This is a genomic window from Chryseobacterium oncorhynchi (genome assembly GCF_002899895.1).
Lineage (GTDB): Bacteria > Bacteroidota > Bacteroidia > Flavobacteriales > Weeksellaceae > Chryseobacterium > Chryseobacterium oncorhynchi.
Map to the genome: position 1 here is coordinate 414,511 of NZ_PPEI02000003.1, position 19,164 is coordinate 433,674.

17 protein-coding genes are annotated in these 19,164 nt (G+C 34.6%); 11 read left to right on the forward strand and 6 right to left on the reverse strand.

Annotated elements, in window-relative coordinates:
- The first annotated feature begins 5 nt into the window (after nucleotides 1–5).
- From ftsH to C1638_RS12190, 9 genes are all read left to right on the forward strand, one after another.
- The gene (ftsH, locus tag C1638_RS12150; protein WP_109621298.1) at nucleotides 6–2,027 is read left to right on the forward strand and encodes an ATP-dependent zinc metalloprotease FtsH; all 2,022 of its coding nucleotides are present in this window, start codon (nucleotides 6–8) and stop codon (nucleotides 2,025–2,027) included.
- 134 nt (nucleotides 2,028–2,161) lie between these two features.
- Nucleotides 2,162–2,743 (forward strand): LUD domain-containing protein, encoded by a 582-nt coding sequence (locus C1638_RS12155; RefSeq protein WP_185140428.1) that lies wholly within the window; start codon nucleotides 2,162–2,164, stop codon nucleotides 2,741–2,743.
- 24 nt (nucleotides 2,744–2,767) lie between these two features.
- Nucleotides 2,768–3,640, forward strand: a complete 873-nt coding sequence (locus C1638_RS12160) for a phosphatidate cytidylyltransferase (protein WP_109621302.1) — start codon at nucleotides 2,768–2,770, stop codon at nucleotides 3,638–3,640.
- A 4-nt stretch (nucleotides 3,641–3,644) separates the two neighbouring features.
- Complete coding sequence (locus tag C1638_RS12165; RefSeq protein WP_109621304.1) at nucleotides 3,645–4,301, forward strand: phosphatidylserine decarboxylase family protein; 657 nt, start codon at nucleotides 3,645–3,647, stop codon at nucleotides 4,299–4,301.
- Between the two features lie 255 nt (nucleotides 4,302–4,556).
- Nucleotides 4,557–4,973: a transposase gene (locus C1638_RS12170; protein ID WP_109621306.1), complete on the forward strand. Its 417-nt coding sequence runs from the start codon at nucleotides 4,557–4,559 to the stop codon at nucleotides 4,971–4,973.
- Nucleotides 4,970–5,305: a helix-turn-helix domain-containing protein gene (locus C1638_RS12175; protein WP_228428141.1), complete on the forward strand. Its 336-nt coding sequence runs from the start codon at nucleotides 4,970–4,972 to the stop codon at nucleotides 5,303–5,305. The genes C1638_RS12170 and C1638_RS12175 overlap by 4 nt, the downstream gene beginning before the upstream one ends.
- 183 nt (nucleotides 5,306–5,488) lie before the next feature.
- Nucleotides 5,489–6,481: a helix-turn-helix transcriptional regulator gene (locus tag C1638_RS12180; RefSeq protein ID WP_109621310.1), complete on the forward strand. Its 993-nt coding sequence runs from the start codon at nucleotides 5,489–5,491 to the stop codon at nucleotides 6,479–6,481.
- A gap of 152 nt (nucleotides 6,482–6,633) precedes the next feature.
- Complete coding sequence (locus C1638_RS12185) at nucleotides 6,634–8,433, forward strand: phage tail-like protein (RefSeq protein WP_123838373.1); 1,800 nt, start codon at nucleotides 6,634–6,636, stop codon at nucleotides 8,431–8,433.
- A 121-nt stretch (nucleotides 8,434–8,554) separates the two neighbouring features.
- On the forward strand, nucleotides 8,555–9,325 hold the full coding sequence (locus C1638_RS12190; protein ID WP_228428142.1) for a sterol desaturase family protein: 771 nt from the start codon (nucleotides 8,555–8,557) through the stop codon (nucleotides 9,323–9,325).
- A gap of 2 nt (nucleotides 9,326–9,327) precedes the next feature.
- Here C1638_RS12190 and C1638_RS12195 read toward each other — a convergent pair whose 3' ends face one another.
- The 4 genes from C1638_RS12195 to C1638_RS12210 all read right to left on the reverse strand — a co-directional run bounded on the left by C1638_RS12195 (nucleotide 9,328) and on the right by C1638_RS12210 (nucleotide 13,241).
- Complete coding sequence (locus C1638_RS12195; RefSeq protein ID WP_109621314.1) at nucleotides 9,328–9,678, reverse strand: DUF1801 domain-containing protein; 351 nt, start codon at nucleotides 9,676–9,678, stop codon at nucleotides 9,328–9,330.
- Between the two features lie 24 nt (nucleotides 9,679–9,702).
- The gene (locus C1638_RS12200; protein WP_109621316.1) at nucleotides 9,703–11,541 is read right to left on the reverse strand and encodes an ABC transporter ATP-binding protein; all 1,839 of its coding nucleotides are present in this window, start codon (nucleotides 11,539–11,541) and stop codon (nucleotides 9,703–9,705) included.
- Nucleotides 11,542–11,766: 225 nt separating this feature from the next.
- On the reverse strand, nucleotides 11,767–12,687 hold the full coding sequence (locus C1638_RS12205) for a M28 family peptidase (RefSeq protein WP_109621319.1): 921 nt from the start codon (nucleotides 12,685–12,687) through the stop codon (nucleotides 11,767–11,769).
- A gap of 164 nt (nucleotides 12,688–12,851) precedes the next feature.
- The gene (locus tag C1638_RS12210; RefSeq protein WP_109621321.1) at nucleotides 12,852–13,241 is read right to left on the reverse strand and encodes a DUF4293 family protein; all 390 of its coding nucleotides are present in this window, start codon (nucleotides 13,239–13,241) and stop codon (nucleotides 12,852–12,854) included.
- Nucleotides 13,242–13,385: 144 nt separating this feature from the next.
- Between C1638_RS12210 and rho the strand changes: the two genes are divergently transcribed.
- Nucleotides 13,386–15,200, forward strand: coding sequence for a transcription termination factor Rho (gene rho / locus C1638_RS12215; RefSeq protein WP_109621323.1), 1,815 nt, complete (start codon nucleotides 13,386–13,388; stop codon nucleotides 15,198–15,200).
- Nucleotides 15,201–15,412: 212 nt separating this feature from the next.
- Nucleotides 15,413–16,009, forward strand: a complete 597-nt coding sequence (locus C1638_RS12220; protein WP_109621325.1) for a superoxide dismutase — start codon at nucleotides 15,413–15,415, stop codon at nucleotides 16,007–16,009.
- 70 nt (nucleotides 16,010–16,079) lie between these two features.
- Here C1638_RS12220 and C1638_RS12225 read toward each other — a convergent pair whose 3' ends face one another.
- The gene (locus C1638_RS12225) at nucleotides 16,080–17,585 is read right to left on the reverse strand and encodes a T9SS type A sorting domain-containing protein (protein WP_109621327.1); all 1,506 of its coding nucleotides are present in this window, start codon (nucleotides 17,583–17,585) and stop codon (nucleotides 16,080–16,082) included.
- A gap of 368 nt (nucleotides 17,586–17,953) precedes the next feature.
- Nucleotides 17,954–19,153: an endonuclease/exonuclease/phosphatase family protein gene (locus C1638_RS12230; protein ID WP_109621329.1), complete on the reverse strand. Its 1,200-nt coding sequence runs from the start codon at nucleotides 19,151–19,153 to the stop codon at nucleotides 17,954–17,956.
- Nucleotides 19,154–19,164 lie beyond the last annotated feature (11 nt).

A 19,164-nucleotide genomic window follows, 5' to 3' on the forward strand; every position in this document is an offset into this window, starting at 1 on the left:
TATAAATGAATAATAAAGGATTCAACTGGTTCTTTCCTATTGCAATCATAGCTCTTTTGCTATTCTTTGGCTCCAATTTTCTAGGAGGAGATACTGCAAAATCTATTGATGAAGATGGTTTCTTTAGAGAAATGCAGACGGGGAAAGTCCAAAATATAATTATATACAAAGACATAGAAAAAGCTGATGTTTTTCTTACCAAAGAAGCAAAATCAGCTATGGTTTCTAAAACCGCAAAGGAAAACAACCCGCTTTCAGCATTTGAAATGGCTCCTAAAGCAGATTATTCTGTGAAATATGGAGATCTTCAGCTTTTCCTTCAAAAATTTGAACAGATTAAAGCGACTAATCCAGCTATTAAAACAGCCAAGGACTATGGAACAGGTAAAAGCCCGTTCGCAGATATTCTTGTGTCTGCATTAATTTGGATTGCTATTTTAGGACTGTTCTATTTCCTTCTTTTCAGAAAGATGGGAGGTGGCGGAGGTCCTGGTGGACAAATCTTCTCAATCGGAAAATCAAAGGCTAAGCTTTTTGATGAAAAAGAAAGAATTCAGGTAACATTTAAAGATGTTGCAGGATTAGAAGGAGCTAAAGAAGAAGTTCAGGAAGTTGTAGATTTCTTGAAGAACTCTGAAAAATATACAAAACTGGGAGGTAAAATTCCTAAAGGTGTACTTTTAGTTGGGCCTCCGGGAACAGGTAAAACCTTATTAGCAAAAGCCGTTGCAGGTGAAGCTAAGGTTCCTTTCTTCTCCCTTTCAGGATCTGATTTTGTGGAAATGTTCGTTGGAGTAGGTGCTTCAAGAGTTAGAGACCTTTTTGCTCAGGCAAAAGCAAAATCTCCAGCTATTATCTTTATCGATGAGATTGATGCTATCGGACGTGCAAGAGGAAAAAATAATTTCTCTGGCGGAAATGACGAAAGAGAAAATACATTGAACCAGCTTCTTACTGAAATGGATGGTTTCGGAACAGATGTAAATGTAATTGTAATGGCTGCAACCAACAGAGCGGATATCCTTGATAAAGCTTTAATGAGAGCAGGACGTTTCGACCGTTCAATTTATGTGGACCTTCCGGAATTGCATGAAAGAAAAGATATCTTTGATGTTCATTTAAAGAAAATCAAGCTTGATGATAATGTTGACAGAGACTTCTTAGCAAAACAAACTCCAGGATTTAGTGGGGCAGATATTGCTAACGTTTGTAATGAAGCAGCATTAATCGCAGCAAGATATAATCATACCTCTGTTACAAAGCAGGATTTCCTTGACGCTGTAGACAGAATCATCGGAGGTCTTGAAAAGAAGAACATGGCAATTAAGCCGTCTGAGAAAAGAAGAGTGGCTTATCATGAAGCTGGTCACGCTACAATCTCTTGGTTGGTAGAACATGCTTCTCCACTTCTAAAAGTAACAATTGTTCCAAGAGGACGTTCTCTGGGTGCTGCATGGTATCTTCCGGAAGAAAGACAGCTTACCACTACAGAACAGATGTTGGATGAAATGTGTGCGACCTTAGGAGGTAGAGCAGCAGAGCAAGTGATCTTCAACAATATTTCAACAGGAGCACTTTCTGATTTGGAAACTGTAACGAAGAGAGCTCAGGCAATGGTCACCATCTACGGATTAAGCCCTAATATCGGTAATATTTCTTACTATGATAGCTCAGGTCAATCTGAATATAATTTTGGGAAACCTTATTCTGAAGAAACAGCTACGAAAATTGATGTAGAGATTAAAGCAATCATTGAAAATCAATATGAGAGAGCAGTAAAAATTCTTACAGAAAACAAGGATAAACTTGATGCTTTAGCCAATAAGCTTTTAGAAAAAGAAGTTATCTTCCGTGAAGATTTAGAAGATATTTTCGGAAAGAGAGCTTGGGATCCTGAATTAACAGAGAAACCGGTTACTAATACTATTCCTGAAAAAGCGGAACCTGTAGTATTAGATATACCTCCAATAAAAGAGAAAGAGGAAGAAAGTGAAATACAGGCTCCAGAAAGCCCAACACAGCTTTAATACTCTAAAAATAGAATAATTTAAAACCTGACAACTTCAAAATTGTCAGGTTTTTTCACATTTAAGGAGATATTTTGGAATCTATTGTAATTAATTTTCTATTTTTGTATAAAGTTGACTAAAAATAGATTAAGTTGAATTTATTCAAGAGGATTGTAAGCAAACTTACCAACCAGCCTGAAGAAGAGGATAAACAGAGCCTGGAGAAGCTTGGGGATTCGCTGAAAAATGCGGATCTTGACTATAAGTTTGCGCAATTATTTACGCATTCGGGGGGATTTTTTAATTATTGTGCAGATGAAGCGGAGGCTCTACAAACTTTAAATCAAATTATTAAGATAGAAGGTATTGGCAACCTTTTTTGTTGGGATAAGGAACTTCAAAACTTCTTGAATGTTGTGAAGACATCCTATACCTCAGAATTGCAGACATCCAATGATGCCGCATTCATCACTTGTGAATATCTGATTGCATATGACGGAAGAATTATGCTTTCTCACAATAATATTCTTCATTATCATTCCTCAAGGCTGCCAGATAAGATTATTATCATGGCTAATGTTTCGCAGATTGTAAACAACCTGAATGATGCCATGGGGAAAATAAAAAGAAACGGAAACATCAAGAACCTTACTTCCATCAGCGGCAGCCAGTCGAAAATGGATAGTTCTTCAAATTCCAATACAAAATTGTTTTTACTGCTGCTTGAAGATTAAGCACCCACCTCTAAATTTTAAATTTTGGACAAAAATCTCATTCAAAGAACCATTTCAGGTCTCGTTTATGTAGCCGTCATTATTCTTTGCTCGACGCCGCTTGGGGCACAACTCATCAATAACATTTTTCCTGGTCTTATCCAGCAACAATATCTTTATTATGGCTTGATAAGCCTTTTGCTGGTTGTAGGTAGCTGGGAATGTGTGAAAATCATGAAATTTGGAAAGGGATATGAAAAATGGGTAGTGTATCCATTGGTTATTTTTATCTTTTACGTCTTTTCTAAAAGATATTTTCATCACGATTTCTTTTTTGATTTTAGATTAAGTGAAATATTGGCACTCGCACTCATTGCTATTGCTGTAGTTACTTTATTTAAATTTCCTAACGAATTATACTACGACAGCGGGAAGTTGATTTTTACGGTCATTTATGTGGCTCTTCCGTTTAGTTTTGCATTAGGACTACCAAAGTTCTCTAGCTATAATGATACTTTCACTCTGGAGGTTCTTTTCCTATTTGTGCTAATCTGGAGTAGTGATACTTTTGCATATCTCGTTGGAAAATTCTTTGGGAAACATAAAATGGCACCTAAAATTTCACCTAAAAAAACTTGGGAGGGATATATAGGAGGTGTGGTTTTAACATTGGTTTTATCATACTTTATAGAACATTATCAGCCGGAACTTCGCGGAAACTGGATGGTAGTGGGGTTTTTAGTAGCAGCTTTTGCTCCGCTAGGGGATTTAGTAGAGAGCCAACTGAAGAGAACCTTTGGCGTAAAAGACAGTGGAAACATCATTCCAGGGCATGGTGGAGTTTTAGATAGGCTGGATAGTTTCATAATCTGTGTTCCTGTCGTATATTTGTACTTTATTTTAGAAAAATTTATATAGTCTCATGAAATTACATAGAGAATCAAAAGGAACAATTACTGTAGCAACCCTACTTTTTATTGTATTGGGAGCTTTAGCAATCTATTTCCTTAAAATATGGTCCTTGTTGATCATCGTACCTTTGTTGGTTATTTACTGTCTGGTATTCTGGTTTTTCAGAGTTCCAAATCGTTCTATTCTTGACCACAAGGAAAACGTAATAGCTCCGGTTGACGGAAAAGTGGTAATGATCAAGGAAGTAGAAGAAAATGAATTCGTAAAAGAAAAAGCGATTCAGGTTTCTATCTTCATGTCTCCACTGAACGTACATATTTGTAGATATCCGGTAACCGGAAAAGTAGTTTACAAAAAATACCACCCGGGAAAATATCTGGTAGCATGGCATGAAAAGTCTTCTACAGAGAATGAAAGAACTACGGTAGCTATTGAAACCCTAACAAACCATAAAGTTGTTTTCAGACAGATTGCAGGATATGTAGCAAGAAGAATTGTATTCTATTGTAATGAAGGCGATCAGGCAAAAGCCGGACATGAGTTTGGATTTATTAAATTCGGTTCAAGAATGGATGTTTTCCTGCCTTTGGATACTGAAATCACATGTAAGATCGGCGATATAACAAAAGGAGGTCTGGATGTTATTGCAAAGTTGAAACAGAACTAGTTTATTCTAATAAATAATAAAAGGAGAAAATCTTAAATGGTTTTCTCCTTTTTTTGTTTATAATCTTCTTTATGTTGCACTGTAAATTAAGTAGAATAACCAAGCACATGAGTTTTACTACTCGTGAGTGGTATTGCGTAGTATGTTACGCATGGCTTATGTAGTCTTCTTGATACTTTTGTCCCATTAAAATAAAATACTTTTCAGAAGACTTATGTGTCCTCTAAAAGGTTTCAACACAAATGACTATTGAAAATGAACTTAAAGCAGATACATATTGGTGAGTTTATTTACCATCGTATGGAAGAACTTCAAATTTCTTCGGAAAGAGTAACAAAATTTTTAAAATGTACTGAAGCTGATATTGAAAAAATGTATCAGCAAAGTAGCCTTGATACGAATCTTTTACTCAGATGGAGCAAGCTTTTAGAATATGATTTTTTCAGACTTTATACAGGACATTTAATTCTTTATGCTCCTTCAAAAAATGCAGCCAGCCCTGTTTTTCAAAAAAATGATTTTCCGGTTTTTAGAAAAAATATATATACTGAAGAAGTTAAAAGCTTTATTCTCAATAAAATTTCTACAAAAAAGATGAGCCCACAAGAAGTGATTCTTAAATATAGAATACCGAAAACTACTTTATTTAAATGGATGAAAAAAGAATTATGAAGAATATAAGCCCGGATTACAGACAAATATATACTGATATTATTGATGAAGTTTACCCTGAAAAGAAAGGCAATATGCAGATCAATAATAAGATGGAATGCATTGAAACGGTGATGGATATTCTTACTCTTAATACACTTATTTTTGGCTCATCTGAGCAAATAACTGAATCTAAAAGCCGTAAACTTCGTTCTTATGATCAAAATTCTATTTTAAAGATTCTTGAGTATCAAAGAAAGAATAAACTTAATAATATAACTACTGCTATTCACTTTAAAATAAGTAGAAATACACTCACAAAATGGCATAGGATTTTTAAAGATAAATTTTAAACTCCTTATTATTGATCATTACAATGTGTTCTTTACTATTTTCTATAAAATCCCTTTATTCGATAAAAATCTACTATTCTCTTTAATGATGAATTGCTTTTTTTTATAAATTTAAAGTACCAAACCCTAATTGGGCGCCTCTGTGAAAATTCCTTATTCAGCCTTAAATAAAAATTTTAGAATATGATAAATAAAGTATTTTCTAAAATAATTACTTGCAGTTTTGAGCCATCTGCTAATGATTTTGAGTACCAGTATTTAGCTCTTATACAGCGCTATCTTCAGTTTTTGTTTTTAGTATTTTTATTTTATTCAATATTTATCATTTTCTTCTTTGGAGATATGGTAAGTTCTACTTTTTTAATCATTATTACTTTCTTTTGGCTGTTTTTAATTGGCATCAAAGGAAAAATAAGTCGATTCAAAAAAATTTTGAAAACAGCAATTACTTCTGTTTTTATCATCCTTACCTTTATTGTTAGTTTTTTCTATATATATACCTGGAAAAATGCAGGAGTAGAATATTTTTATTTTTCGCTTCTGTTTGCTATTCCTTTCTTTTTCAATTATAAAGAAGATTATTATTTTATATTACTGGTTGTGTTAATTATCACGATCAATTTTATCGGATGTTTGTATTTTGACTTAGGGTTTATCTCTAGAAGTAAGTTTATAAAAAGGGAAGATTTTAAACTTATTGAACTTCTTAATATCATTTTTGCCATCAGTACTTTCTTAATTGATATGTTTTTTGTTTCACAAAAGGATAAATTAATTTATGGCCTTCTTAAGGAAACAGAGCTTAAGGATTCTACTATTGGAGATCTTTTGAAAGTCAATAATGAACTGATGAGACAGCGAATCATCATCAATAATTTAACAGAAGACAATGTTACAGAGATTATCAAGCTTGCAGAAAATGATTCTCCGATTTTTTTTGAACGGTTTCAATTGTTTTTTCCTGAGTTCATTCCTAATATTTTAAAAATTAATCCGGGGCTTATTTATTCTGAACTGCATATTTGTGCTTTAATGAGATTAAACTTCGATACCAAAAAAATAGCGCTATGTACAAATAATAGTGTAAGGGCAGTTGAAAGTAGGAAATACAGGATTCGAAAAAAAATGGGCCTCGGTTCTGATGTTAATATTAACAATTTTATACTCAAGATTTAAATTTTATACCCTCTGAATGAGTATTAATACGCATGAGTAGTATTGCGTAGTGATATTTTTAATTAAATCCCAAATGCATTATAGTTTTGTGACGCTAAACCAAATGTTTGCAATTTGAGAGAATAATTAACAATTAATGCAAAAAAACAATGATGGATGTAAAATTTACAAAAACAAGAATCAGGACGCTGTTTTTGGTCCTCTTTATGATCTTCGGAAAGTTTTATTCACAGGTAAACAATGGAGCCGTTGGTATCAATACCTCTTCTCCCAACCCCAATTCTGTTTTGGATGTTGTTTCCGGGAATAATAATAAAGGAATACTTGTTCCCCGTCTTACAGAGGCTCAAAGAAATGCAATAACAATAAACGCAACCAGAGATGATGGTCTCACGATCTTTAACACGACTGAAGACTGTTACAATTATTGGAGTCTCTCAGATAATGAATGGAAAAGTGTCTGTGGACAAATTGGAAAATCTGTTTTTACTATCGACTGTTCCAATACAAAGGCAATGGGTGCGTATGTTCAGACCAAAGAGCTTACGGCTTCTAATTATCTTAGTGTAACTGTTAATGTTACTAAAATTGGAAACTATACGATTACAGGAACTACAACTAATGGATATAATTTCTACGGAACAGGGGTATTTCTTAACACAGGAGTACAAAAAATCCAGATTCCGGGACAAGGAGTACCAGCGACAATTCAGGTAGATACTGTAGAGCTTTCTGCAAATGGAGCAGATGTTACGTGTACACCTCCTGTTACAGTGAATGTTCTTAGTCCTGCAGGAACTTATACAATGAGTTGTGGTAGCGCTACTGTAAATGGAGTCTATAAAGTGGGAACAGCTTTGGCAGCTTCGAATACAATTACTCTTCCTGTAAATGTTACAGCCTTGGGGAGTTATACAATTACTACCAATACGGTAGATGGAATCTCATTTAGTGGTTCAGGGACGTTTACCGCTACAGGTAATCAGAATGTTACCCTTCAAGGTACAGGATCACCTAGCTCTACTACTGTGAAAAAAATGACGATTACTTCAGACAGTGGCGGTGGAGTTTCTACTACATGTAATGTAAATGTGATTGTAGTTATTCCTGCAAAAAAATTACTGGCTATAGGATTGGGAAATACATATGGATATAACTTAAGTAACTCGGGAAGACCGTCAAATGCTTTAATAACAACGAATACTAATTACGGAACATTGGCAACAAGTACAGTAAAGTACGAAGGATGGTCTCAGGTTATTGATGGAAGCAACTCTCCAAGTACAGCGCAATTGAATACATGGCTGCTGGGTTCGGCTCCGGTTGATATTGTAGTAATAGGATACAGCTATGGAATGAGCACTAGTGATGCTGCGGTATTTTTACAATACTTACAAAAAGGAGGAGTGATTCTGTCATTCTGTGAAGATACTAGCGGAAATCAGAACTTTTTCAGGACCATTTTTAATGATCCAAGTTTGAGCCAGTCTACAACAGGAGGCTCAGGAGATGGAAGAACCTATACATTACCTATTACAAGTGATGAAATTACCAACGGACCGTTTGGAGATATCAGAGGGAAGCTTTGGGGAGATGATGCAACGGATGTTGTCTATTTTACAGGATTACCATCTGGTGAAATTTCTTCATACTCTAATGCAACCAATGCTAATAATAATACAGGTACTGTAGCCGGATCTGTTACCGCTTTTAAACATAAAAATTTTAATTTAATATGGGTCGGAGAAGGTGGCTTTAATTCACAAAGTGGAAATAGTGGAGATCAAGCTTCCAGCACAATATGTCCTTTTATACTGGATGTAAATAAGAAGCCCGTCCCTAAAACTACTTATGGAACATCAGGCACACTCATCTATAATTCTACTTTTACAGCCAATGCGTTTGCATGGGCACTCACTCAAGCAGAATTTAAAGGGATAAATACTAAATAAAACTATTCTTCCTCCGATTCGATTTTAAAAACACGAAATATAAGTTTATAAAGATGGGAACACTGATGCTATAGAAATATAACATTGGTGTTTCTTTTTTCGTATCACAAAATATCATATTATGAAACATCTGAAATATTTTTTTGATCTGAGTTTCATGGGCTTCTTGCAGTATTTCTTTTTAGCGGGATTTTGTTATTGGATTTGTTACTTTTTATTTAAGAAAGCCCTTTATAACGCAAAAATTCAACAGCAAGAAGTTAAAAAGTCAGATATTGCAAGGGAAGTATTTCACTCCGCTGCCTCTTCATTAATCATGGCGTTCATGGTTTTTTTAGTAATCTACACTCCATTAAATCAGTTTACTAAAATCTACAAAAATGTTGATGATTATTCTGTATATTGGTTTGTGGGAAGTATTTTTATAGGGCTAGTTATCCATGATACCTACTTTTATTGGATGCACAGACTTTTGCATTATAGGAAAATTTTTAAGCATGTACATCTTATCCATCATAAATCAACCAACCCAAGTCCTTTTGCAGCATACTCTTTTCATTTTTTCGAGGCTGTAGCAGAGGGATTGATTGTACCGCTTTTACTTTTCATTATTCCTTTACATCCACTCAGTATTTCTATATTCGTAGTGAGTTCTTTGATTATCAATGTATATGGGCATTTAGGATATGAAGTAGCTCCAAAGTGGATAAGGAAATCAATGATATTTAAAATATTAAATACATCAGTACATCATAATCTCCATCACAATAAATTTAAAGGGAATTATGGTCTGTATTTTCGATTCTGGGATCAGATCATGAAAACCGAAAACCCCGATTACGTAAAGACCTATGATAAAATACAAGAAAAGAGATTTGGAAATGAACAATAAAATTACCCTTTAATATATTGCTTTATCTCCTCCAGCAAACTCAATATAAACTCCACGGGAAGGTCCTCTTCAATATCAATTAACAGAATCTTAAACTTTTTTCTTCCGTCTTGGGTCAGCTCAGGGTAGTCCAGTTTATCACCATGATAAAAACTGATGTAATGCTTTTTATATTTTTTGCTGTAATAAAAATAACACAGCATTTTCTTTTTGTACTTTATAAAGGGAAGTCCGAAGCTTAATGTTTCAGTAATGTGTTCTGTATCAGATGCCAGAATTTTTTCACGCAAAAATAAAAGAGTACTTCTTTCAGGTTCTTGAATTCTGTAGAAATACTCTTGTATGGGGTTCATTTTAAAATGATTTAAAAGATTGTTTTAGTCGAAATTCTGAAGCTCCACAAGCTTGTTATACATTCCTTTTTTAGCAATAAGATCATGGTGGGTTCCTTGTTCTACAATGGTTCCTTTTTCCATTACTACAATCCAGTCTGCTTTTTGAATGGTTGAAAGTCGGTGGGCAATAACAAGGGACGTTCTGTTTTCCATCATTTTTTCCAGAGCATCCTGTACAAATCTTTCAGATTCTGTATCCAAAGCTGAAGTAGCTTCATCCAAAATCATAATTGGAGGATTCTTTAATACGGCTCTTGCAATGGAAACCCTTTGTTTCTGACCTCCGGAAAGCTTATTTCCATCATCCCCGATATTGGTATCATATCCCTCAGAAAGACCTGAAATGAAATCGTCTGCATTGGCTATTTTAGCAGCGGCAATTACTTCCTCCTTGGTAGCATCAGGTTTACCCATCAGGATGTTGTTATACACAGAATCATTGAATAATACAGATTCCTGTGTCACCATTCCCAGAAGTTGGCGGTATTCTTTTAATTTTAAATGCTTGATATCTGTACCGTCAATTAGGATTTCTCCCTCAGAGACGTCATAGAATCTTGCTAAAAGGTTAGCAATCGTTGTTTTTCCACTTCCACTTTGTCCTACCAATGCCACGGTTTTCCCTTTTGGAATCGTTAGGTTAAAGTTTTTAAGAATCAGATTGGCTTTATCATAATAGAATCCAATATTCTTGAATTCAATATTATTCTGAAGAGTAGAGATCGAAACAGGTTCTGCAATCTCATCTATTTTTACATCAGCATCCAGAATATCTAATACTCTTTTCAGAGAAGCTTCTCCTTTCTGTACGTTAGAAATAGAAGATGATAAGGTTTTTGCAGGAGGTAGGATCTGAAAGAACATTCCTAAGAATACCAAGAATCCTGCAGGTGATAAACTTTGGTCAACGATAATTTGTTTTCCACCATACCATGCAATGATTAAAAAGGTAATAGAACCTAGAAATTCACTCATTGGCGATGCTAATTCTTTCTTTCTTCCCAGACTCATTGAGCTTGAAATCCATTTGTTCATAGACTGCATAAAGCGGTTATCCATGATCTTTTCAGCATTAAATATCTTAATTACTTTTGAAGATTTTAAGGTCTCATCTACAATAGAAAAAATTGTTCCCAATTCGTGCTGGGCTTCATGAGAATCCTTTTTAAGGCTTTTTCCAATCAAAGCAATCATAGTTCCCATTACAGGCAGTACCAATAAAGAGAAAAGCGTCATTTCTGGACTTACAATAAATAAAGAGATCAAGGTACTGATCAACATAAAAGGCGCGTTAATTAATTCAACTAAGCTGCCCAGAATACTTCCTTCAACTTCTCCCACGTCATTGGACATACGTGACATCATATCTCCCTTTCTGCTTTCGGTAAAAAAGGAAACAGGTAATGACAATATTTTTCTGTACATCGCACCACGTAGATCTTTAGTTACACCGACACGGTAATTGATTAAAAGTAAGGATCCTAAATACCTGAAAATATTTCTTAAAAGGAACATAAAGGCTGTAATAATACACAACCATGCAAGAACTTTTAAAGAACCATACTCAGCAATTAAAGATTGTATATAATAAGTGGAATATTCTTTTGCATATGAGAAGAAGTCTATGACTTTACCGGAATAAACTGGTTCATAATCAGGTCTTTCTGATTTTATAGTGCCGAAAAGCATTGCTAAAACTGGTAAAATAGTTCCCAGGGAAGCAATTTGAAATACGGAGTAAAGGATATTGAAAAATAAACTTCCGTAAATATATTTTTGATGGGGCTTCGCGAACCTCAGAATTTTTTTATACTCGTTCATTCAATGAAAAAATTGGATAGCAAAATTACGTAAAATTAAAAGATAAGACGTTCTTAATCCTATTTTACTTTAATTAATATGTTTCTCGAAAACTCTCTTTGTTACAATAGAAATGTATTACATATGATTTTATATGTTAAATTTTAGGAAAGACAAGTCTTAAGAAGGAGATCATAAAAAATAAAAACCGCTATTAAAGCGGTTTTAGGAGGTAATTTATTTGAATTAAAATTTCACCTGATCATTATACTTTGGAGCGAAATTTTTAGGATTTAACTTATCCAGTGTTTTTCCAAAATTATTGATGATCTGAGTCATGTTACCCACATCCACAATGCTCATGTCATCCTTTTCTTGATGATAATGAGTGGCTTTAGACATATCAACAGTCGAAAATGAGTGGGCAATGATTTTCTTTTTCACAAAACTTACATTATCTGAACGATAAAATAATTGTTGTTCAGAATAAGGATCAGCATTAATTTTCAATCCGTTCACTGCATTTTTATTAAACAGCTCATCAAGGTCTGAAAACCCGTCTCCTGTCATATATAAAGCATTTTTTCCCCACTGAGATTCTGTAGCTACCATTTCAAAATTGAAAAGGGCTGTCATATTATTATAAATCTTATCAAGGTTTTTGTCTTTAGAAATAGCTCTTGATCCAAGCATTCCTTTCTCTTCGCCATTGAAAGCCATAAAAACCATTGAAAACTCTGGAGTTTTATTTTTAAAATAATCTGAAATACCCGCTAGAGCTGTAATTCCGCTGGCGTCATCATCAGCACCATTATAAATATTGTCTTCACTGCTATTGCTGGTTCCAATGTGATCAAAATGTCCTGAAAAAGCTAAGTTTTTCTCTGACTTTCCTTTTTTTATACCGCATACATTGTAGGCTGTTTTTCCTTTATAGTCAAAAGGAATCAAATAAGAATTTCCGGTACAATACTCAAGATTATTTTCCTTGAAAATTGATGCTATATAATTGGCTGCATTGTCATTTTCAGGAGTTCCGATTTCACGGCCTTTCATTTCATCAGATGCAAGAGTTGAAATTATGGTTTTTACTCTTTCCTGTGATACTTCCTGTGCAAAAGTACAGATGGAGAAAAGTGATAGAGTGAGATAAGTAATTTTTTTCATTGCTTTACAGTTAATTATATGATCTGTCGTGTACTTTATAGAAAAGTTGCATGAATATATAAATAAATTAAATAATTCTTTGAAGCTTTTGCCAACCTTGATGAATAAGCAAAAAAAAACAGCTCCAAAAAGGAACTGTTCTTACTCAAAAAATCGTTGTAAGGCTATCGAAGTCTGTCTACAGATTTTACGAGCCTCTCATCTTTGCGGATATATACGTTTGCAATAAGCAGACATATTACCGCAATCAATGGGAAAATCGGCTCAATACCCTTCTCAGGAAATTGAATTCCTCCGGATAAGTTTAGTAACCAGTACGCCAATACACCAATCAACAAAGCGTTTATAATGATGCTGATAGTATTCAGCAAAATTTGTCTTTTTCGGTTTTTGAAGCTAAAAACACTTAATGCCCCAATAATCACAAGGACTATGCATCCTATATTTAATACGGGAATACTGTCAGAAATGACCGCATCCTGTCCTGTTATAAAAAGGAACACAGCAGATAAAACTGCTAGTAAAGTCCATATGGTTTGTATTCTCTGTAGCATTGAATATTAAATTCTTGGCAAAAATAACATAAATTTTGCACAATTCAAAAATAAGTGTAGATTTGCATTATACAATGTACTTGAAAACAAAAGTCGCCGGACTTACTTTTCTTACTCACAATTAATTACATTTTTACATTAAATATGTTTAACATAGAAACGTTAAGGTCAAAATCCGTAACGGAACTGACTAAAATCTTAAAGGATTTAGGCGTTAAAGTCGCAAGAAACAGCAACGAAAATGATAAAATCTTTGCAATTCTTGACTTTCAGGCTTCCAACCCTAAAGTGTCAAAAGATTATTTCAATGCCACGGAAACTAGCACCAATACTGAAGAAGCTCCTGCAGAAAAAACTGTAAAGGCTCCGGTAAAAAAAGCTGCCCCAAAGAAAGCTCCAGCAAAACCGAGAGTGACTGCAAAAGCACCGACAGAAACAATAGAAGAGGAAAAAGTAGAAGACAAAACGCCGGTTGCTGAAGAAATAAAAACTGAAGAGCCTAAAGCGGAAACAGTTCTGGCAACAGAAGAAGCGTCTTCCGCAACAAATTCAGCTAAAAAGAAAAGAAAGAGAGTTCCTCCTACCAATACAGGTAACGTAGAAATCTCTCAGGAGAAACCAGAAGCTCCTAAAAACACAGAATCTCAAGAGCCTGCTCAGGCGGAAGAAAAGCCAAACAACCCTCAACAACAACAGGCTAACAGGTCTCAAAAAGGACACAATCACCCGCAGAACAGCGGAAACCAACATAAAAATCAACATCAACACCAAAATCCTAATCAAAATCAGAACAGACATTCTGAAAAGACTGAGGAGCATGCTGACCATAAAAAAGAATTTAGTTTCGATGGAATGGTAAGTATTGAAGGGGTGCTTGAAATATTGCCTGATAACTATGGATTCTTACGTTCTTCAGATTTTAGCTATATCTCTTCTCCAGACGACGTGTATGTTTCTACAGCACAAATCAGAAACTTTGGTTTAAAAACCGGAGATACAGTTAAAGGAATTGTAAGATTACCTAAAGAAGGTGAAAAATATTTTTCATTACTAAAACCTACGGAAGTTAACGGACGTGATCTTGCGTTTATTAAGGACCGTGTTGCATTTGAATATCTTACGCCACTTTTCCCGGAAGAAAAATTCAACCTTGCAGGAAGTGAATCTACGGTTTCTACAAGAATAGTAGATTTATTTGCTCCAATTGGTAAGGGACAAAGAGCAATGATTGTTGCACAGCCTAAAACAGGTAAGACAATGTTGCTTAAAGATATTGCTAATTCTATTGCAGCTAACCACCCGGAAGTATACATGATGGTTCTTTTGATCGATGAACGTCCGGAAGAGGTTACTGATATGGAAAGAAGTGTAAATGCAGAGGTTATTGCCTCTACATTTGACGAAGCAGCAGAAAAGCACGTGAAAGTAGCCAACCTTGTTCTTGCAAAAGCACAGAGAATGGTTGAATGTGGACATGATGTTGTCATTCTATTAGACTCTATCACGAGATTAGCAAGAGCTTACAATACAGTAACTCCGGCATCTGGTAAGGTTCTTTCTGGTGGGGTAGATGCAAACGCACTTCACAAACCAAAGAGATTCTTTGGAGCAGCAAGAAAAATTGAGGGCGGAGGTTCCCTTACAATTATAGCAACAGCCCTTATTGATACAGGTTCTAAAATGGACGAAGTAATCTTTGAAGAATTCAAAGGTACAGGTAACATGGAACTTCAATTAGACAGAAAAATTGCCAACAGAAGAATTTATCCTGCTATTGATCTGGTTACATCCAGTACACGTAGAGATGATCTTCTTCTTGATGAGTTGACTTCTAAGAGAATGTGGATTCTGAGAAAATATCTTTCTGAAATGAATCCTGTAGAAGCAATGGAATTTGTAGATAAGAACATCAGAGGAACTCTTAATAATGAGGAATTCCTGATGTCCATGAATAAATAAATTTAATTATTGTTAAAAAAGTAGAAAGCGCGGATCTCTGGATTCGTGCTTTTTATTTTGAAAGCTTAAATATTTGAGAATAAAAAATATTTAAAATTTAATTCATTCTAAATCAATGTGTCAATGTTAAAGATTTATTAAAGTAATCCCCAATCTTTGATAATAGCTTAAATATTGGCTAATTTTGGGTTATAACATTAAAAATAAAGATTATGTCATTTGAATTACCAAAACTAGGATATGCATATGATGCATTAGAACCAACTATCGATGCGAAAACTATGGAGATCCACTATACAAAGCATCACCAAGCGTATATTGACAATTTAAATAAAGCAATAGAGGGAACTGACTTAGCAGGGAAAACAATCGAGGAGATCTGCCAGACAGGAACTGATAAGCCAGCTGTAAGAAACAATGGTGGAGGACACTTCAATCACTCTTTATTCTGGGTAATTTTGACTCCAGGAGGAAGCAAAGAGCCAGTAGGAAACGTAAAAGCTGCTATTGAAAACTATGGTGGTCTTGAAAAATTCAAAACTGATTTTTCTGATGCTGCTAAAACAAGATTCGGTTCAGGATGGGCTTGGTTAGTAAAGAATGCTGACGGTTCAGTATCTGTTTCTTCTACTCCAAACCAGGATAACCCATTAATGCCTGTAGCAGACGTTAAAGGAACTCCGGTTTTAGGACTAGACGTTTGGGAGCATGCTTATTACTTAAACTACCAAAACAGAAGACCTGATTATGTTTCTGCATTCTTTGATGTAGTAAACTGGGATAAGGTTGAAGAATTATTCAACAAATAATTTTCAACTATTATAAAAATAAAAGGTTCAGAATTTTCTGAACCTTTTTTCGTATTAATACTTTTAAAATTTATCTTTTAATTACTTTCTGTGTAAAGACTTCATTTCCTGAACTTACTTTTACAATATATGTATTAGATGGGAGTGAATGAATATTAACAGCCACTTCCTTTTCATTACTGAATGACTTTTCAAAAACAATCTTACCATTGATGTCATTAACCTGTACTGATCCTGAACGTACTTTATCAAGCGATACTACAAAAACACCATTACTCGGGTTCGGTGAAACCTGAATGTTTTTCTGCTGAATTTGTTCTTTAAGCATAGATTTCGTGTTGTTAGGATCTGCATTAAGATCAATACGGTAATATTTATCTGAAGGTTTGATCATTTTAGCAGGGATAGCAACCGGAGGAGTATCTATCTTTAAGTTCCCGGTACAGTACATAAAGTCATATGGTAAATAACTAAGATTGTTTTCAGCATGAATTCCCTCATTATTCCCTCCTAAAGAGTAAACCATCTCAACGATGAATTTATACTGCCCTGAAGGTGGGTTGGTTAAGTCTGACTGATTGATTGTAAACTCAAACTCATTAGGATTAGGGAAATTAACTGCCGCAGATGTTGGGTACACTGTGCTTGTTGCTATATCTAAAAGAGATATCTCAAAGTTGACGATATTTGCGCCCATAGGGATAGCATAGTTTCCATTTACCTGTAACGGGAAGCTTGTTACTTCTTTGCAAGAACGTACTTGGTAAGTAAACTCAAGGCTTCCTGTGTTCATTTTGCATATACTATTACTTAAATCAGTTATTTCAGTATTGGTTAAAGTGAAATTGGTCTTATTCAAATAAAATCTAGGAAGTAGATTGTGATCCGGATCATCATTGTATTGTTCAATAGGTCCATTATATGAACCTCCGCGGCTCGCGATGTTGGCAGCAGCTTCTATATAGGGTGAATAGTCACTTACATGCACTACAATAAACTTTGCATTTCTGTCCATTTTAAATTTTGTAAAGGCTGCAAAAGCATTATCCTCATGCAGTCCGTTTGGAGGATTGAAGTTAACCAAATAAGAACCACTGCTCAGATTACCATTGGCTCTTTCACCATCAGAAAACAAGACGATTACTAATGGTCTCTCACGATGTTTGTCCAATGTTTTTTGAGGACTTACAATATCAGGATGAGGGTAGTGATCAAGAGCAGATCCTATTAAACTCACTGCATCATGGAAATGATCGCCGTTTTTTAATCTTCTTGAGAACGTTTGAGCTGTTGCTAAATCATTGGTGAAATTAGATTCTATATAAATTCGTGGAAGAGAGGGAGTCATGTCCTTATAGTCGGTTCCATAATGTACTACAGAAACCCGATTGTCGCGATTGCACTTTAAAACCTGCTCCATAAGTTTCATGGTGGAAACGGTCATTTGGTTGAAAGCTACATCAGTGATAGAGCCACTATTGTCTAGACAGAAAATAATATCACTTCCTGATTGTGAGTAGAGAGGTTTCCAGGATAGTAAAATTGAAAATAAGATAAGCTTAAATGTATTTTTCATAATTTACAGATTTTAATAATGTTAATTAATGAATTGATTTAAAGCTTTATCCGGTATTTGGATTTTTAGAATAGTAGAAAGTGAAGGCATGGGTAAAAAGCACGCCATAAGTAATGAGTGTTTCATGGTTTTAATTTTTGTTATTAGGTTATTATTCACTGAAAAATCATAATTCAGTGATATACAAATATAATTAAAACCCAGCCTAATATTTAAATTATTTTTAATTATTAGCTTATTTTAAAATTTATATCTCTATTTATTGTGCTTTTTATTAATAAATATTATGAGGTTGATTTTTGATAGATTATCAACTTAGTAGTAATATTAAAATAAAAAAGCACTCTGATTAGAGTGCTTTTCTGTATTTATTTTTTTATGTATTCTTTCTGAATTACAGAAACCGCGGGGAAGTGGTCACTGTATCCACCAGTAAATCGGTCTCCGTCCCAAGAACGTAACGGGTATCCTTTCCATTGCCCTTCCTTGTTTACCAAATAAGCAGGAGCATAGATCTCAGCTTTATATATACTATAGGTAGGGGTTATTTTTTCTGGAGAATAAAGGTTTCTTGAAACAATGATTTGGTCAAATAAGTTCGGAGCATCTCTATAAGCTAAAGAAGCTACACCTGCCTTATATAATTTATACATTAAGTTATAATAAGGAGTCTTGTCAGACAGTTCACTTGGATCCCCCACTGCAGCTAAGTGTTTCTTTAAGCTTGGGCTTACCGGATCATCATTGTAGTCACCCATTGAGAATAATTTGATTCCCGGGTTTTCAGCAGTTACCTTGTCCATTTCACTTTTTAGGACAGTAGCGGCAGTATTTCTTTTTGCAAGGGAAATAGCTTCTCCACCTCTTCTGGATGGCCAGTGGTTCATAAAGATTCCTACTTTTTCTCCATCCAATAAACCTATTGCGATTACAATATCTCTGGTATATTCTCTTTTCCCATTTTCATCATAAATTTTGATTTCCTTTTTGTAAGAATCCAAAACTGAAAATCTTCCTTTCTGATAAATAATGGCTACATCAATTCCTCTTGAATCATAAGAATTGAAATGTACAATTCCATAATTACTTCTTGCCAATGCCGGCTGCTTGATAAGATCTTCGATAACCTGTCTGTTTTCTACCTCAATCAATCCGCAGATAGCAGGATTGTCATTAGTATACTGTCTTCCAAGTTCTGATATAACCTTAGCTTCATTTGCTAATTTTTGGTTATAGTACTTTGAACCCCATCTTTTAGGGCTGTTGACTGTAAAGTCCTCAGATAAGAATTGTTTTCTGATTACTTTTTTTCCAATCAATAGATCATCACTCCATTCTCCTTTATAATCTTCTGTTGTTTCAAGATATTTCAGGGAATCCACGGGTACACTTCTGTGAAATTTAGGATTGGAACGAGGTAGTGTTCCATCAATATAATCTGCAGAAGGAATTGTATCCCAAAGGTTTTCTACGTTTAGGAATGCGACAGCTGCTCTTTTTACCTGCTTCTGCTGTGAGAAAGCGGAGCCAAAGCAAAACAAAGCGGCAATGATTAAATATTTTTTCATATTCTTAGTAT

Excerpts from the sequence above, each read along its gene's own strand:
- C1638_RS12195 (WP_109621314.1), bottom strand. The coding sequence starts at position 9,678 with ATGAACCCCATACAAGAGTATTTCTACAGAATTCAAGAACCTGAAAGA.
- C1638_RS12185 (WP_123838373.1), top strand. The coding sequence starts at position 6,634 with ATGGATGTAAAATTTACAAAAACAAGAATCAGGACGCTGTTTTTGGTC.
- C1638_RS12210 (WP_109621321.1), bottom strand. The coding sequence starts at position 13,241 with ATGCTACAGAGAATACAAACCATATGGACTTTACTAGCAGTTTTATCT.
- C1638_RS12200 (WP_109621316.1), bottom strand. The coding sequence starts at position 11,541 with ATGAACGAGTATAAAAAAATTCTGAGGTTCGCGAAGCCCCATCAAAAA.
- C1638_RS12220 (WP_109621325.1), top strand. The coding sequence starts at position 15,413 with ATGTCATTTGAATTACCAAAACTAGGATATGCATATGATGCATTAGAA.
- ftsH (WP_109621298.1), top strand. The coding sequence starts at position 6 with ATGAATAATAAAGGATTCAACTGGTTCTTTCCTATTGCAATCATAGCT.
- C1638_RS12190 (WP_228428142.1), top strand. The coding sequence starts at position 8,555 with ATGAAACATCTGAAATATTTTTTTGATCTGAGTTTCATGGGCTTCTTG.
- C1638_RS12170 (WP_109621306.1), top strand. The coding sequence starts at position 4,557 with ATGAACTTAAAGCAGATACATATTGGTGAGTTTATTTACCATCGTATG.
- rho (WP_109621323.1), top strand. The coding sequence starts at position 13,386 with ATGTTTAACATAGAAACGTTAAGGTCAAAATCCGTAACGGAACTGACT.
- C1638_RS12225 (WP_109621327.1), bottom strand. The coding sequence starts at position 17,585 with ATGAAAAATACATTTAAGCTTATCTTATTTTCAATTTTACTATCCTGG.
- C1638_RS12175 (WP_228428141.1), top strand. The coding sequence starts at position 4,970 with ATGAAGAATATAAGCCCGGATTACAGACAAATATATACTGATATTATT.
- C1638_RS12205 (WP_109621319.1), bottom strand. The coding sequence starts at position 12,687 with ATGAAAAAAATTACTTATCTCACTCTATCACTTTTCTCCATCTGTACT.
- C1638_RS12230 (WP_109621329.1), bottom strand. The coding sequence starts at position 19,153 with ATGAAAAAATATTTAATCATTGCCGCTTTGTTTTGCTTTGGCTCCGCT.
- C1638_RS12165 (WP_109621304.1), top strand. The coding sequence starts at position 3,645 with ATGAAATTACATAGAGAATCAAAAGGAACAATTACTGTAGCAACCCTA.
- C1638_RS12180 (WP_109621310.1), top strand. The coding sequence starts at position 5,489 with ATGATAAATAAAGTATTTTCTAAAATAATTACTTGCAGTTTTGAGCCA.